Here is a 16530-nt window from a genome sequence, read left to right on the forward strand (position 1 = left end):
GACACGCCCGGTTGTGGGCCTTCGCTGCGTGCGGTTAGACTTGTGCGGCGCATCCCGCGCCAATCAACCACATCGCCACGACGGCTCGCACCGGCATCCGGTACGGACCAGGGGGTCGCTCCCTCGCCGTCACGGCCCGACTCATGTCCGTTCGGAGCAATCTCTACATGACAACCACCACGACCAAGGCTCCCAAGCAGGTCGCCATCAACGACATCGGCTCGGCTGATGACTTCCTGGCCGAGGTCGAGAAGACCCTGAAGTTCTTCAACGACGGAGACCTCATCTCCGGCACCGTCGTGAAGATCGACCGCGACGAGGTCCTCCTCGACGTCGGTTACAAGACCGAGGGTGTCATCCCCTCGCGCGAACTCTCGATCAAGCACGACGTCGACCCCAACGAGGTCGTCGAGGTCGGCGACGAGGTCGAGGCCCTGGTTCTCCAGAAGGAGGACAAGGAAGGTCGCCTCATCCTGTCGAAGAAGCGCGCGCAGTACGAGCGTGCGTGGGGCGACGTCGAGAAGATCAAGGAGTCCGACGGCGTCGTGACCGGCACGGTCATCGAGGTCGTCAAGGGCGGTCTCATCGTCGACATCGGCCTCCGTGGCTTCCTCCCGGCCTCGCTCATCGAGCTGCGTCGCGTCCGCGACCTCACGCCGTACCTCGGCCAGGAGCTCGAGGCGAAGATCCTCGAGCTCGACAAGAACCGCAACAACGTGGTCCTCTCGCGCCGCGCCCTGCTCGAGCAGACGCAGTCCGAGTCGCGCACCACCTTCCTCAACAACCTCCACAAGGGCCAGGTCCGCAAGGGCATCGTGTCGTCGATCGTCAACTTCGGTGCGTTCGTCGACCTGGGTGGCGTCGACGGTCTCGTCCACGTCTCCGAGCTCAGCTGGAAGCACATCGAGCACGCCAGCGAGGTCGTCGAGGTCGGTCAGGAAGTCACCGTCGAGATCCTTGAGGTGGACCTGGACCGCGAGCGCGTGTCGCTCTCGCTCAAGGCCACGCAGGAGGACCCGTGGCAGGTCTTCGCCCGCACCCACGCGATCGGTCAGATCGCGCCGGGCAAGGTCACGAAGCTCGTGCCGTTCGGTGCCTTCGTCCGCGTTGCCGACGGCATCGAGGGCCTCGTGCACATCTCGGAGCTGTCGAACAAGCACGTCGAGCTCGCCGAGCAGGTCGTGTCGGTCAACGACGAGGTCTTCGTCAAGATCATCGACATCGACCTCGACCGTCGCCGCATCTCGCTCAGCCTCAAGCAGGCCAACGAGGGTGTCGACCCCGAGGGCACCGAGTTCGACCCGGCGCTCTACGGCATGCCGACCGAGTACGACGACAAGGGTGACTACAAGTACCCGGACGGCTTCGACCCGGAGACGAACGAGTGGCTCGAGGGCTACGACACCCAGCGCACCGAGTGGGAGGGCCAGTACGCGGCCGCCCAGTCGCGTTGGGAAGCCCACAAGGCGCAGGTCGCGAAGACCATCGCCGACGAGGCGAAGGGCGACTTCGATCTCCCCGCCACGGCCTCGTCGTCGTCGACGTTCGCGAACGAGTCGAACGGTCAGGGCACCCTGGCCGACGACGCCTCGCTCGCAGCGCTCCGCGAGAAGCTCAGCTCGACCAACTGATCGAGCGGTTCGCCCGTACCGGAAGCCCGGCATCCCTGAGAAGGGGTGCCGGGCTTCCGGCCGTTCGGGCAGGTGCGCTCGCTACGCTGTTCCGGTGCGCATCATCGGTCTCACGGGCGGCATCGCCGCGGGCAAGTCGACGGTCTCCGGGCGCTGGGCGGAGCACGGCGCGGTCGTGGTCGACGCCGATCGGCTCGCGCGTGCGGCGGTGGCCCCGGGGAGTCCCGGTCTCGCGCAGGTCGCGGAGCGGTTCGGACCCGGTGTGATCGCGGCCGACGGGTCACTCGATCGTCCGGCTCTCGGTGCGGTCGTGTTCTCGGACTCCGCCGCTCGGAAGGACCTCGAGGCGATCACCCATCCCGAGGTCTGGCGCCTCGCCCGACTCGCCTTCGACGCAGCCGAGGCCGCCGATCCCGATGCGGTGGTCGTGTACGACGTCCCGCTCCTGGCCGAGGCCCGTGGCAGCCGTCCGCTGCACTTCGACGCGGTCGTGGTGGTGGACGCGCCCGCGGCGCAGCGGATCGAGCGACTCGTCGACCACCGCGGCATGGCCCGTGATGAGGCCGAGCGTCGCGTGTCCGCGCAGGCGAGTGACGCTGAACGGCTGGCACTGGCGGACCACGTCGTCGACGCCACCGGGACGCTCGCGGACACCATCCGCTCGGCGGACGAGGTCTGGGGACGCCTCTCCCGATGAAGCACCGGCTGCTCCTGATCGTGGCGGCGGTCGTGCTCGTCGCGATGGGCGCCGCGGCACTGGTCGCGGCGAACGTGCTCGGCGGGCAGCGGGTGGAACAGCACGGACGGATCTCGGCGGCGGACCGGCCGCACGGCGATGGGCACGGCCCGGAGGGGGAGTTCCACCGCTTCCGGCTCGGCACAATCAACGGGCAGCGACTCGAACCGAACCGCGACGACTTCGCGGCACGCACCAACGCCGACGGCCCACTGCTGCTCTTCCTGCCGGCGACCCGCGCGAGACCGGCCGACTACCAGCTGTTCCTCGGCACCGCGCTGCAGGACGGGTACCACGTGCTCGGGCTCGACTACTGGAACCTGGGCAGGACCCTCTCGGGCACGTGCGAGGCCGACGCGCACTGCTACGGCCAGGTGCAGCGCAACCGCTTCGACGGCAGCCGCCCGTCCGAGTTCAGCTCCGTGCGGCCCTCCGGTTCGATCGTGTCGCGGTTCCGTGACGCGATCGCGTACCTCGACGACCACGACCCCGGTGGCGGCTGGGGTCGGTTCGTCCAGGACGGCGACGACATCGCGTGGAACGACATCGTCGTCGCCGGGCACTCGCAGGGCGGCGGCGAGGCGGCGTACATCGCGCACATCCGGTCGGTGCAGGGCGCGCTGATGTTCTCGTCCCCGGTGGAGTCGCTCGGCGCGGAGCACGCCGCCTGGATGGACCGACCCGGCAAGACCCCGGTCGATCGGATGTACGCCATCGACGACAACCGCGACGTGTTCGGTCCGCGGATCCGTGGGTCGTGGAAGGTACTGGGCCTCGACGGTCCGACGGGCCCGTTCCGCACCGACACCGCACCACCGGGCACCGACGCGGACCCGCACGCGATCCTCACCGACATCCGGGTCGGGTCGCCGGGGGAGTCGCACTCCCGGACGATCAAGGACTCGACGCCCCTCGGCCCGGACGGCACCCCTCGGATGCTCGCGCTCTGGCAGTGGCTCCTCCACCGGTTCCCGGCCGGACCCGACGGCGCGGATCCGTCCTAGAAAGACGCGGTGCCTCGGACCCGTCACAGGAAGCCGCAGTACCTCGGACCCGTCATAGGGAGCCGCAATACTCTGAGTCCGTGCAGCAAGCAGGCGAACGACCCGACCTGCGCTCGATCATCCGCACTCGGGCGGAGCAGGACGGCGAGCGCAACTACCTCGAGGACGCGCGCAGTGACCGCGTCCTGACCTACCGTGCCCTCGACGACGCCGTGTCCGCGTGGTCGTCGACGTTCGACGCGATCGGCGTCCCGGCGTCCGGCGCGGTCCTCGTCGACCTCGGTGACCCGCTCGCCTTCGCCGTCGTGCACCTCGCCGCCCTCGCGACCGGTCGCCGTGCGATCCCCGTCGACACCGGCCAGCCGACGACGGAACCCGGTCGGCTCGCCGACCTGATCGGTGGTGCCTCCATGGTGGTGTCGGACCGCGCCGTCGACGCGACCGTCCCCGGGGCTCCCGCCAGCGGGATCGACGCGGCCACGTTCCTCCCGGCCGGCGTCCGCGACGGCGACCTGCCGTCGGAGAGCCCGGATGCTCCGGGCGAGGGATCGGTCGTGCTGTTCACCTCCGGGTCGACCGGCACGCCGAAGGGTGTCGAACTGCCCGAGTCGCAGCTGCTCTTCGTGGCACGCGCCGTCGCACGCCACAACGCCCTCACGTCGGCGGACCGCGGCTTCAACTCCCTGCCGCTCTTCCACGTGAACGCCGAGGTCGTTGGCCTGCTCGCGACACTGGTGTCCGGCGCGACGCTCGTGCTCGACCGACGCTTCCGCCGTACCGGGTTCTGGGAGCTGCTCGCCGAGCGACGGATCACCTGGCTGAACGCGGTGCCGGCGATCCTCGCGGTCCTCGCGAAGACCGGCCCGCTGGACTTCCCGGAGGGCCTGCGCTTCGTCCGCAGTGCGTCGGCTCCGCTGCCCGACCCGGTGCGTCAGGCGCTGGGCGACGTCCCGCTCGTCGTGAGCTGGGGGATGACCGAGGGCGCGTCGCAGATCACCGCGACGCCGCTCGGTGCGTCGGCACGCGTCGGGACCGTGGGCGTGCCAGTGGGTTCGGAGGTGCAGGTCCGGGGCGAGGACGGCTCCGTCCTGCCCGCCGACGAGGTCGGTGCGCTCTGGGTCCGCGGCGAGGGCATCGTCCACCGCTACCTGTTCGGCCGCGCCGCCGAACGCTTCGACGCCGACGGCTGGCTGAGCACGGGTGACGTCGGCTCGGTGTCGGCGGACGGATGGGTGTCCCTCGCGGGGCGCTCCGACGACGTGATCAACCGCGGTGGCGAGAAGGTCTACCCGTCCGAGGTCGAGGACGTCCTGCTCGGGGACGAACGCGTCCTCGAGGCCGTGGTCGTCGGACGCCCGCACGACGTCCTCGGTGCCGTGCCGATCGCGTACGTCATCCCGCAACCCGACGAGCCGGTCGACGCCGAGGCCCTCGTCGCCGACCTGACCGCACGCGCCGAGGCACGCCTCACCCGGTTCCGGCGCCCCGTCGAGATCGTCGTCGTACCCGACCTGCCCCGCGCACCGACCGGCAAGGTGCAGCGGGCGAAGGTGCGCACGATGGCCGCCCACCCGTGAGCGCCGCTGCCACCGCTCCGAGCACCGGCGAGCAGACGCCCACCCGGACCGCGGAGGGGAAGCCCCGTCACCTGTACGAGGTGGACGTCCTCCGCATCCTCACCTTCGCGTGCGTGATCGGCGTCCACACCACGAGCCACACGGTCGCCACCGACGACGTGCCGCTGAACGCACTGCTCGGGCTGTTGCACTTCACCCGCCTGGTGTTCTTCTCGCTCACGGCGTTCGTGCTCGTGTACAGCTACACGCTCCGGCCGCGGCCGATGGCGCAGTTCTGGCCGAAGCGCTTCCTGCTCGTGGGTGTGCCGTACCTGGCGTGGTCGTTCGTCTACATCGCCGCGTCGTGGTTGCTCAGCAGCACCCGGCGAGGCGACGTCCCCGACCTCGTCCGCACCTACGCCGAGGGCATCGTCACCGGAGTCTCCTGGTACCACCTGTACTTCCTGCTCGTGACCATGCAGGTGTACCTGCTGCTGCCGGTGATCGTCTGGCTCGTCCGGAGGACCCGCGGCCACCACGTCACCCTGCTCGTCGTCTCCCTGGTGGTCCAGCTGGTCGTCTTCGCCGGGTACAAGTACTTCCCCGCGAGCGACGCCTGGCTGCAGGGGTACCAGAAGCAGTTCTTCTTCTCGTACGTGTTCTTCATCGTGTCCGGCGCCATCGCCGCGGACCACGCCGACCGCTTCCTCCGCTTCATCCGCGTCCACCGGCGTGCCGTGCTCTGGGGCTTCGCCGGGGTGGGCGTCCTCACCCTCGGCGTCTGGGCGCTGCAGGTCGGGCTCGGGCAGTCGCTCTACGCCGCCGGCACGCCGTTGCAGCCGATCCAGGCGGTCTGGAGCGGCGCGGTCTTCGTCGGGTTCCTGGCGATCGGAGCCCGCTGGGCGGACCGACGCCGGCCCGGCAGCCCGCTCGCACGCTTCATCGACTACGGGTCGGACCGGTCGTTCGGGATCTTCCTGAGCCACCCGTTCATGATCTGGATCCTGCTGTACGGCGACAGCTGGCTCGAGCGGGTCGTGCCGAAGCCGTGGCTGACGCTCGTGACGTACCTGCTCGTGCTCGTGCTGTCCGTCGCGGTGACGGAACTGTTCCGGTGGACGCCGTTGAGCGTGCCGCTGACCGGGCGGCCGTCGCTCGCGTCCCGCGGGCAGCGGGAGGCACGGGCGCGGAAGCGTGCGGCTGCTGCGGGGGCGCCGTCGCCGGTGCCCGCACCGGCGCGGTCGGCGGAGCCGGTCGAACCCGACGACGCGCTCGTGGGCGAGACGGACGACGTGGGGCGGCGCGCCGCGCGCTGACGCGGGCTGCGGCGGGGTCGCTCCCGCGAAAGCGACAGTGTGCTGCGGATGGTTCCGCGGAATCTGTCGCGTTCACGGCAGCAACGTGGCGCGGTTGACGGGATCTGTCGCTTCGGCGAGTGGGTGTCGGTCCGGAGGCGCGGGACGGGCTGGCGCCGCGCCTGCCGTCCGGTAGGCGCTGCGTCGCGAAAGCGACAGAGTGCTGCGGACGGTTCCGCGCAATCCGTCGCCTTGGCGGTAGCAAGGTGCTGCGCGTGACCGGATCTGTCGCTTCGGCGAGTGGGTGTCGGTCTGGAGGCGCGGGGCGGGCTGGCACCGTGCCTCCAGGCCGGTGGACGCTGCGTCGCGAAAGCGACAGAGTGCTGCGAATGGTTCCACGCAATCTGTCGGGTTGGCGGCAGGAAGGTGGTGCGGTTGACGGGATCCGTCGCTTCGGCGAGCGGGTGTCGGCCCGGAGGCGCGGGGCGGGCTGGCACCGCGCCTCCCGTCCGGTGCCGCGCGAGCGGGCGAAATGCGCACCTTTCGAGTGCCGAGAGTGACGAATTTCGCCCGCTCGCGCGGCGAGCGGGCCGTCAGGCGGCCGGCTGCTCGGCCTTCGGGGTGCCGATCTCGAGGACGCCGTCGGTCATCGTGAGCCGCTGCGGCTTCATGACCCACGCGACGACCGCAGCCGCCGCGAGCAGTGCGCACGACAGCGCGAACGGCAGTTGCCAGCCAGAGGCGTCGATGAGCACGCCGAACACGATCGGCGAGATGACGCCGGCGATGCCGAAGCCGGTGTTCATGAAGCCGGACGCCGTGCCGGACCACTGGGGCGCGACGTCCATCGGGATCGCCCAGAGGTTCGCGTTGCAGAGCTCGAGGAAGAAGAACGAGAGGGCGAGGGAGATCGTCGCCACGACGAGCCCCTGCCCGATGACGAGCGGAAGGAGGCAGACGAGCGAGCCGCCCAGTCCGATGACGAGCACGATCCGTCGGGCGTTCCGGCTGTTGCCCCCTCGGTGGATGATGCGGTCGCTCAGCATGCCGCCGACCGTGTCGCCGACGACGCCAGCGAGCAGCACCAGGGTGGTGAAGAGCGCGAACTGGCTGATCGGCAGGCCGTACGTGCTGCTCAGGAAGGTCGGGATCCAGGTGAGGAACACCCAGAGCACCCAGCCGTAGCCGAAGTCGACGAAGGTGACCGGCAGGATCTGGCGGGCGAGCGTGCGCCACGGGACGGGCGGGCGGGTCGCGCGGGTCTCGACCGGCGGGAGCTCGTCGAGTTCGACCTGCTTGATGCCCGCGGTGTCCTCGGGCTTGTCGCGGAACCAGACGAACCAGACGATGGCCCAGGCGATCGACAGGACGGCGGTCGCGAAGAACGCCCAGCGCCAGCTGCCGGTGGCGCCGATCACCCATGCGACGAGGAGCGGTGCGAGGGCGTTCCCGAGCCGGGCGGCCGAGTGCACGACGCCCTGCGCGAAGCCGTTCCGGTCGCGGGGGATCCAGCGGCTCATCGCCTGGGTCGCTGCGGGGAACGCTGCGGCCTCACTGAGACCGAGGAGTGCGCGGGCGGCGAAGAGGGTCCAGAACCCGACCGAGAACCCCGTCCACAGGGTCGCCACGCCCCAGACGACGGTGATGACGAAGAGGGCCTTCCGCGGGCCGAACTTCTCGGCGATGGTCCCCCCGAAGACCTGCAGCAGCGCGTACGGCAGGGCGAAGGCGGAGACGATGAGCCCCGCCGTCGTCTCGTTGAAGCCGAAGTCCTCGGTGATGTGGGGGAGTGCGGTGGAGATGTTCGTGCGGTCGATGTACGAGATCGCGTACATGCAGCACAGCAGCATGAGCACCCGCCCGCGGATGCGTCCGCGGATCGGGGTGCCCTTCGTCGGTGCGGCGGGGGTCGCCGTCGTCATGGGGCCTCTTCGGGGAGTGAGAAGGTGTCGGGTTGCTGAACGGATCGGAGGCTATGCCCGGTCGCTATCAGCCGTCTTGGAGGCTGCTTGGGACGGACGATACGCCGAGGGCGAGCAGACGGCTCCGGTGTCAGGGGTCCCGACTACCGTTGGAGCCATGGCAGTGTCAATCGAGCCCACGCGCGCGGTCCGCCCGTTCGAGGTCATCAGCGAGTACTCGCCGAGCGGCGACCAGCCCGCGGCGATCGCCGAACTCGCGGGACGGATCAACGCCGGTGAGACCGACGTGGTGCTGCTCGGTGCGACCGGTACCGGCAAGTCCGCGACCACCGCCTGGCTCATCGAGCAGGTGCAGCGGCCGACGCTCGTCCTCGCGCACAACAAGACGCTCGCGGCCCAGCTCGCGAACGAGTTCCGCAGCCTGCTGCCGGAGAACGCGGTCGAGTACTTCGTCTCCTACTACGACTACTACCAGCCCGAGGCGTACGTCCCGCAGACGGACACCTTCATCGAGAAGGACTCCTCGGTCAACGCCGAGGTCGAGCGGCTCCGGCACTCGACGACGAACTCCCTGCTCAGCCGGCGCGACGTCGTGGTGGTGTCGACGGTGTCCTGCATCTACGGTCTCGGGACGCCGGAGCAGTACATGAACGCGTCCGTCGCGCTGCACGTCGGCCAGACGATCTCGCGCGACCAGCTCGTCCGCAAGTTCGTCGCGATGCAGTACCAGCGCAACGACGTCGACTTCGCCCGCGGCACGTTCCGGGTCCGCGGCGACACGCTCGAGATCATCCCGATGTACGAAGAGCAGGCGATCCGTATCGAGATGTTCGGTGACGAGGTCGAGGCGCTGTCGTACCTGCACCCGCTCACCGGCAACGTGATCGAGGACATGCCCGCAGTGTCGATCTTCCCGGCGTCGCACTACGTCGCCGACACCGAGGTGATGCACCGGGCCATCGGCACCATCAAGGAAGAACTGGCCGAGCGCCTCGCCGAACTCGAGGGGCAGGGCAAGCTGCTCGAAGCCCAGCGGCTGCGGATGCGCACCACGTTCGACATCGAGATGATGGAGCAGATCGGCTTCTGCTCCGGCATCGAGAACTACTCGCGGCACATGGACGGCCGTGGCGCGGGCGAGCCGCCGCACTGCCTGCTCGACTTCTTCCCCGACGACCTCCTCATCGTGATCGACGAGTCGCACGTCACGGTGCCGCAGATCGGTGCGATGTACGAGGGCGACGCCTCCCGGAAGCGCACGCTCGTCGAACACGGCTTCCGCCTGCCGAGTGCGCTCGACAACCGCCCGCTGACGTGGGAGGAGTTCCTCGAGCGCTCCGGGCAGAAGGTGTACTTGTCGGCGACGCCGGGGCGGTACGAGCTCGGCGTGACCGACAGCGTCGTGGAGCAGATCATCCGCCCGACGGGCCTGATCGACCCCGAGATCGTCGTGAAGCCGAGCGACGGCCAGATCGACGACCTGCTCGAGGAGATCAAGCAGCGCGTCGACAAGGACGAACGTGTGCTCGTCACCACGCTGACGAAGCGGATGGCGGAGGAACTCACCGACTTCCTCGGCAACGCCGGCGTCCGGGTCCGGTACCTGCACTCCGACGTCGACACCCTGAAGCGCGTGGAGCTCCTGACCGAGCTCCGCCAGGGCGTCTACGACGTGCTCGTCGGCATCAACCTGCTGCGCGAGGGCCTCGACCTGCCCGAGGTCTCCCTGGTCGCCATCCTCGACGCCGACAAGGAGGGCTTCCTCCGCTCGTCGACGTCGCTCATCCAGACGATCGGTCGAGCTGCCCGCAACGTGTCGGGCCAGGTGCTCATGTACGCCGACAAGATGACCGACTCGATGAAGCAGGCGATCGAGGAGACCGACCGCCGTCGCGAGAAGCAGGTCGCCTACAACACCGAGCACGGCATCGACCCGCAGCCGCTCCGCAAGAAGATCGCCGACATCACCGAGGTGCTGCAGCGCGAGAACGACGACACGAAGGCGCTGCTCGAGGGACGTCCCGGCGCCGACGGTCGCCGCTCGCCCACGCCGAACCTGAAGCGCGGCGGCATCGCGGGCGAGGGCGCGACCCAGCTCGAGGCGACCATCGGCGACCTCAACGGACAGATGCTGCAGGCCGCGGCCGAGCTGAAGTTCGAGCTGGCCGCCCGCCTTCGCGACGAGGTGCAGGACCTCAAGAAGGCACTGCGGCAGATGGAGTCCGCCGGCCATGTCAGCTGACCGTCGGACCGTCGTCGTCACGGGGGCGAGCGCCGGCCTCGGGTACTTCGCGGCCGAACAGCTCGCGGACGCCGGGCACCGCGTGGTGCTCGCGACGCGCAGCGCGACCCGTGCCGCGGCAGCCGAGCGGAGCATCCGTCGCCACGTGCCGGACGCCGACCTCGGGCACGTGCACCTCGACCTGGCCGACCTGGACAGCGTCCGGGCCGGTGCCGACGAACTCGCGCGGCTGGAACCGGACGGTGTGGACTCGATCGTCAACAACGCCGGCGTGGTCGGGTCCACCTCGATGCAGACCACGAGGCAGGGCACGGAGCTGCAGATCGGCACGAACCACCTGGGGCACTTCGCGTGGACCGCGCTGACACTCCCGCTGCTCGAGGCTCGGTCGGGGCGAGTGGTGCACCTCGGGTCGATCGCACACCGATGGGCGCGGCTCGACGGCGCCGACCCGCTCGGGGCCGGTCGCTACTCGAGCTACCGGCAGTACGGCCGCAGCAAGCTCGCGGTGATGCTCTTCGGCTTCGAGCTCGCCGAACGGCTGGCGGACGCCGGGTCGACCGTCGCCAGCGTCGTCGCGCACCCGGGGTTCTCGCTCGACGTCCTCGCCCCCGAGCGACCGGACATCGCGGCCTCGCGGTCGGAGCCGGCGTGGACCCGCCCGGCGCAGCGGCTGTACGCCCAGGGCAAGGACGCTGGTGCGGAGCCCCTCGTGCACGCCGCGGTGGGCGCTGGTGTCCGCTCCGGGCAGTACTGGGGACCCGACGGCTGGATGCAGCTGCGGGGACCCGCGGCGGTCGTCCGTGCCGAACCGAAGGCCCACGACCGCACCGAGGCAGCCCGGCTCTGGGCCGCGAGTGAGCGGGCCTCCGGGGTCGCGTTCGCTCTCGACGCACTCGTCTGACCGTCCATCGCGGCCGAATGTCGGTGCCGCTTCGTAGAATCGACGACGATGACCATCACCTCTGACCGCGGTACCTCGACCTCGGGCCGGAACGCCTTCGGCGAGCCCGTTGACCTCCACCTCCCCGGCGGGACGGCACCCCACAGCACCTCGACGCTCAGCGTGCGGGGTGCTCGCGTGCACAACCTGCGTGACGTCGACCTCGAGATCCCGCGGGACTCGCTCGTCGTGTTCACCGGCCTGTCCGGATCCGGCAAGTCCTCGCTCGCGTTCGACACGATCTTCGCCGAGGGGCAACGTCGCTACGTGGAGTCGCTCTCCGCGTACGCGCGCCAGTTCCTCGGGCAGGTCGACCGTCCCGACGTCGACTTCATCGAGGGACTGTCGCCAGCGGTGTCGATCGACCAGAAGTCGACGAACCGCAACCCGCGCTCCACCGTCGGCACCATCACCGAGGTCTACGACTACATGCGTCTGCTCTGGGCGCGCATCGGCATCCCGCACTGCCCCGTCTGCGGCGAGGTGATCAGCAAGCAGAGCGTGCAGCAGATCGCCGACCAGCTCATGGAGTTCGAGTCCGGCACGCGCTTCCAGGTCCTCGCGCCCGTCATCTCCAAGAAGAAGGGCGAGTTCGTCGACCTCTTCCAGGAGCTCGCGGCGTCCGGCTACGCCCGCGCGATCGTCGACGGGGAGCGCATCCAGCTCAGCGACCCGCCGAAGCTCAAGAAGCAGGTCAAGCACGACATCTCGGTGATCGTCGACCGACTGGTCTCCAACGAGGACATCCTCGGACGCCTCACCGACTCGCTCGAGACGGCGTTGCGCCTGACCGACGGCACGGTGGCGATCGACCTCGTCGACGCCGAGGGGCCCGGCGCGGTCCGGACCTACTCCGAGAACCTGTCGTGCCCGAACAACCACCCGCTGGCACTCACCGAGATCGAGCCGCGGACCTTCTCGTTCAACGCACCGTTCGGCGCCTGCCCGGAGTGCTCCGGCCTCGGGACACGCATGTCCGTCGACCCGGACCTCGTCCTCGGCGACCCCGAGGCGTCGCTGCGTGACGGCGTGCTGCTGCCCTGGACCGGCACGAGCGGGCTCTACTCGTACTTCGAGAAGCTCCTCGCCGGTCTCGGCAAGGAGCTCGGCTTCGACCTGGACACCCCGTGGAGCAAGCTCGACGCGTCGGTCCAGGCAGCGATCCTCACCGGCAAGGACTTCCAGGTGTCGGTGTCCTGGCGGAACCGCTTCGGCCGCGAGATGCGGTACACGAGCGGGTTCGAGGGCGTCATGCCCTACATCGAGCGCAAGTTCGCCGAGGCCGAGTCGGACTCGCAGCGGCAGCGGTTCCAGGGCTACCTGCGCGAGGTCCCATGCCCGGTCTGCGAGGGCACGCGCCTCAAGCCCGAGGTCCTCGCGGTCTCGGTCGACGGTCGGAGCATCGCGGACGTCACCGAGATGTCCCTCGACAACGCGTACGCGTTCATGGACAGCCTGACGCTGACGGAGCGCGAAGCGCACATCGCGGCGGCGGTCCTCCGCGAGATCCGGGCGCGCCTCGAGTTCCTGCTCGAGGTCGGCCTGAACTACCTCACGCTCGCACGCGGCGCCGGCGGCCTGTCCGGTGGCGAGGCACAGCGCATCCGTTTGGCGACGCAGATCGGTTCCGGCTTGACCGGCGTCCTCTACGTCCTCGACGAACCGAGCATCGGCCTGCACCAGCGCGACAACCGGCGGCTCATCGACACCCTGGTGAAGCTCAAGGACCTCGGGAACACCCTGATCGTCGTCGAGCACGACGAGGACACCATCCGCACCGCGGACTGGGTCGTCGACATCGGCCCCGGCGCGGGCGTCAACGGCGGCAACGTCGTGCACTCGGGGTCCTACGAGGGGATCATCGAGAACCGCGAGTCGATCACGGGGGACTACCTCGCCGGCCGACGCGCGATCGAGGTCCCGGCGGAGCGCCGCAAGGTCAACCTGAAGCGCACGATCAGTGTGCAGGGAGCGCGGGCGAACAACCTCAAGTCGATCGACGCGGACTTCCCGCTCGGCGTCTTCACCGCGGTCACCGGGGTGAGCGGCTCGGGCAAGTCCACGCTGGTCAACGACATCCTCTACAAGGTGCTCGCCAATCAGCTCAACGGGGCCCGGCACATCGCCGGCAAGCACATCCGCGTGAAGGGCCTCGACCAGCTCGACAAGGTCGTGCACGTCGACCAGGCGCCGATCGGCCGCACGCCGCGGTCGAACCCGGCGACGTACACGGGTGTGTTCGACCGCATCCGTCAGCTGTTCGCCGAGACCCCTGAGGCGAAGGCGCGCGGGTACCAGCCCGGTCGCTTCAGCTTCAACGTCAAGGGCGGCCGCTGCGAGAACTGCTCCGGCGACGGCACGATCAAGATCGAGATGAACTTCCTGCCCGACGTCTACGTCGCGTGCGAGGTCTGCGGCGGTGCGCGCTACAACCGCGAGACGCTGCAGGTGCACTACAAGGGCAAGGACATCTCCGAGGTCCTGGACATGCCGATCAGCGAGGCTGCCGAGTTCTTCGAACCGATCTCCGCGATCCACCGCTACATGGCGACCCTGGTCGACGTCGGCCTCGGCTACGTCCGGCTCGGGCAGAGCGCGACGACCCTCTCCGGTGGCGAGGCACAGCGCGTGAAGCTCGCGACCGAGCTGCAGCGGCGCTCGAACGGCCGGACCGTCTACGTGCTCGACGAGCCGACGACGGGCCTGCACTTCGAGGACGTCCGGAAGCTGCTGCTGGTGCTGCAGAGCCTGGTCGACAAGGGCAACACCGTGATCACGATCGAGCACAACCTCGACGTCATCAAGTCGGCGGACTGGCTCATCGACATGGGCCCGGAAGGCGGTTCCGGTGGCGGGACGGTCCTGGCGACCGGCACCCCGGAGCACGTCGCGAACGTGCCAGAGAGCCACACCGGTGTGTTCCTCAAGGAGATCTTCGACGCGCAGGACGCGCGCGTGGGCAAGCAGCAGGCGGTCGGTGCCCGGACGGCATCGCAGAAGGCGCAGAAGCCCAGCAAGCAGAAGGCGGGTGCTCGATAGGTGGCGGACACCGTCCCGTGGCGCCCGAAGGCCGGTGAGATCCCGACCGACCCGGGCGTCTACCGTTGGCGCGACGAGGCCGGTCGGGTGCTCTACGTCGGCAAGGCGAAGAACCTCCGCGCGCGGCTGAGCAACTACTTCGCGCCGCTGCCGACGCTGCACGAGCGGACGCGGCGGATGGTCCTCACGGCGCGCAGCGTCGAGTGGACCACCGTCGGCTCCGAGATCGAGGCGCTGCAGCTCGAGTACACGTGGATCAAGGAGTTCGATCCGCCGTTCAACGTCAAGTTCCGCGACGACAAGTCGTACCCGTACATGGCGATCACCCTGGGCGAGGAGTCCCCGCGGGTGATGGTCACGCGGAACCGGAAGATCAAGGGCGCGAAGTACTTCGGGCCGTACCCGAAGATCTGGGCCGTGCACGACACCATCGACCTGATGATCAAGGTCTTCCCGATCCGCACCTGCTCGGACTCGTCGTACAAGAAGGCCATGCAGACGGGGAAGCCGTGCTTCCCGGGTCAGATCGGCAAGTGCGGCGGTCCGTGTTCGCAGAAGGTCACGATCGCAGAGCACCGGGCCATGGTCGAGGAGTTCGTCCGTTTCATGGGCAGCTACGACCGTCGGGTGATCACCACGCTGCGGCAGCGGATGGGCGCCGCGGCCGACGCCATGGACTACGAGCAGGCCGCGAAGTACCGCGACCAGGTCGGCGCGCTCGAGGCGGTGCTCGAGAAGTCCGCCGTGGTGCTCCGGGACTCGGTGGACCTCGACCTGTTCGGCATCTCCGAGGACGAACTCGCCGCCGCCGTGCAGCTGTTCTCCGTCCGGGGCGGGCGCATCCGCGGTGTCCGCGGGTGGGTGGTCGACAAGGAGCTCGACATCTCGACGGGTGACCTCATCGAGCAGATCGTGCAGGGGCAGTACGCGGTCGAGGAACCCCCGCGCGAGGTCGTCGTGCCCGAGCTGCCGGAGGACGCCGACGCCCTGCAGCAGTGGCTGAGCGAACGGCGTGGCGGACGCGGCACGAAGCTCAGCACGGCCCAGCGCGGTGACCGAGCGGGCCTCGCGCGGACCGCGGCGCAGAACGCGGCGCAGGCCCTCATGCTCTACAAGACCAAGCGCTCGGCCGACTACACGACCCGTTCTGCCGCCCTCGCGGACATCCAGGACGCCCTCGGCATGACCGAGGCACCGCTCCGCATGGAGTGCTACGACATCTCGCACCTGCAGGGCACGAACGTCGTCGCCTCGATGGTCGTGTTCGAGGACGGTCTGCCGCGCAAGGACCAGTACCGGCGGTACTCGATCGCCGAGACGACCGACGACACCGACAGCATGTACCAGGTGCTCAGCCGGCGCCTGGCACGCCTGGACGAGGACGCCGAACTGCCCGACGTGCCGGACGTCACGAGCGACGAGGTGGTCGAGGGTTCGAAGCCGACCAAGCGGTTCGCGTACCGGCCGCAGTTGCTCATCGTCGACGGCGGGCAGCCGCAGGTGCAGGCCGCGAAGCGCGCGATGGACGACGCCGGCGTGCACGACATCGCCCTGGTCGGGATCGCGAAGCGACTCGAGGAGCTCTGGCTGCCCGACGACGACTTCCCGGTGATCCTGCCGCGCAACTCCGAGGCGCTGTTCGTCATCCAGCGCATCCGCGACGAAGCGCACCGCTTCGCCATCACCCACCAGCGGACGCGTCGGAAGCGCGACGTCCGGTCGCGGCTGTCCGAGATCCCCGGACTCGGTCCGACGCGGGTGAATGCCCTGCTGAAGCACTTCGGGTCGGTCGCGCGGTTGCGCGAGGCCACCGCCGAGGAGATCAGCGAGGTCAACGGTGTCGGGCCGGCGACCGCCGCAGCGGTCGTCACCAAGCTGGCGCAGACCCCGACGAGCGCACCCGCGACGAGCGTGCCGGAGCCGGGCAGCGCACCGGAGCCGGGCGGTACGCCGGAACCGGGCAGCGCACCCGAACCGGACGGCCAGCCGCTCCCCGGAGGCCCGGTGCGGGTCCCCGAGGTGACCCATGACGGACCGCACCTCCCGTCGTGACGCAGCCCCGCGCCTCCCGTCCGGGCGATAGCCTGGTCTGCAGCCGAGACCTCCCCGAGCCGGAACGACACACGCGCCGCGCCCGGGCCGCCACGACGGAGCCCACTCCC

Annotated in this window: 10 protein-coding genes; 9 read left to right on the forward strand and 1 reads right to left on the reverse strand. The window is 69.6% G+C overall.

Annotated features, from left to right (window positions below; all coding sequences use genetic code 11):
• The first annotated feature begins 167 nt into the window (after window positions 1–167).
• From rpsA to FS532_RS01505, 5 genes are all read left to right on the forward strand, one after another.
• A complete protein-coding gene (gene rpsA, locus FS532_RS01485; protein WP_144749694.1) occupies window positions 168–1631 on the forward strand; it encodes a 30S ribosomal protein S1 in 1464 nt (487 codons plus the stop codon).
• A 94-nt stretch (window positions 1632–1725) separates the two neighbouring features.
• Complete coding sequence (coaE, locus tag FS532_RS01490) at window positions 1726–2328, forward strand: dephospho-CoA kinase (protein ID WP_144749696.1); 603 nt, start codon at window positions 1726–1728, stop codon at window positions 2326–2328.
• A complete protein-coding gene (locus FS532_RS01495; protein ID WP_144749698.1) occupies window positions 2325–3371 on the forward strand; it encodes a BPSS1187 family protein in 1047 nt (348 codons plus the stop codon). Before coaE ends, FS532_RS01495 begins: the two co-directional genes overlap by 4 nt.
• An 80-nt stretch (window positions 3372–3451) precedes the next feature.
• Complete coding sequence (locus FS532_RS01500; RefSeq protein WP_144749700.1) at window positions 3452–4948, forward strand: class I adenylate-forming enzyme family protein; 1497 nt, start codon at window positions 3452–3454, stop codon at window positions 4946–4948.
• Entirely contained in the window at window positions 4945–6243 is a 1299-nt protein-coding gene (locus FS532_RS01505; RefSeq protein WP_144749702.1) for an acyltransferase, read from the forward strand. The genes FS532_RS01500 and FS532_RS01505 overlap by 4 nt, the downstream gene beginning before the upstream one ends.
• A gap of 572 nt (window positions 6244–6815) precedes the next feature.
• Here the strand turns inward: FS532_RS01505 and FS532_RS01510 are convergent.
• On the reverse strand, window positions 6816–8144 hold the full coding sequence (locus FS532_RS01510) for an MFS transporter (RefSeq protein WP_144749704.1): 1329 nt from the start codon (window positions 8142–8144) through the stop codon (window positions 6816–6818).
• A 169-nt stretch (window positions 8145–8313) separates the two neighbouring features.
• On the opposite strand from FS532_RS01510, the gene uvrB reads away from it, so the two are divergent.
• From uvrB to uvrC, 4 genes are read left to right on the forward strand one after another with little or no spacing between them, the layout of a single operon-like run.
• A complete protein-coding gene (gene uvrB, locus FS532_RS01515; protein ID WP_144750774.1) occupies window positions 8314–10386 on the forward strand; it encodes an excinuclease ABC subunit UvrB in 2073 nt (690 codons plus the stop codon).
• Window positions 10376–11290, forward strand: a complete 915-nt coding sequence (locus tag FS532_RS01520) for an SDR family NAD(P)-dependent oxidoreductase (RefSeq protein ID WP_144749706.1) — start codon at window positions 10376–10378, stop codon at window positions 11288–11290. The genes uvrB and FS532_RS01520 overlap by 11 nt, the downstream gene beginning before the upstream one ends.
• 48 nt (window positions 11291–11338) lie before the next feature.
• Window positions 11339–14368, forward strand: coding sequence for an excinuclease ABC subunit UvrA (gene uvrA / locus FS532_RS01525; protein WP_260852495.1), 3030 nt, complete (start codon window positions 11339–11341; stop codon window positions 14366–14368).
• On the forward strand, window positions 14369–16420 hold the full coding sequence (uvrC, locus tag FS532_RS01530; protein WP_144749708.1) for an excinuclease ABC subunit UvrC: 2052 nt from the start codon (window positions 14369–14371) through the stop codon (window positions 16418–16420). It begins immediately after the preceding gene.
• Window positions 16421–16530: the final 110 nt, after the last annotated feature.

The organism is Curtobacterium pusillum (genome assembly GCF_007673235.1).
Lineage (GTDB): Bacteria > Actinomycetota > Actinomycetes > Actinomycetales > Microbacteriaceae > Curtobacterium > Curtobacterium pusillum_C.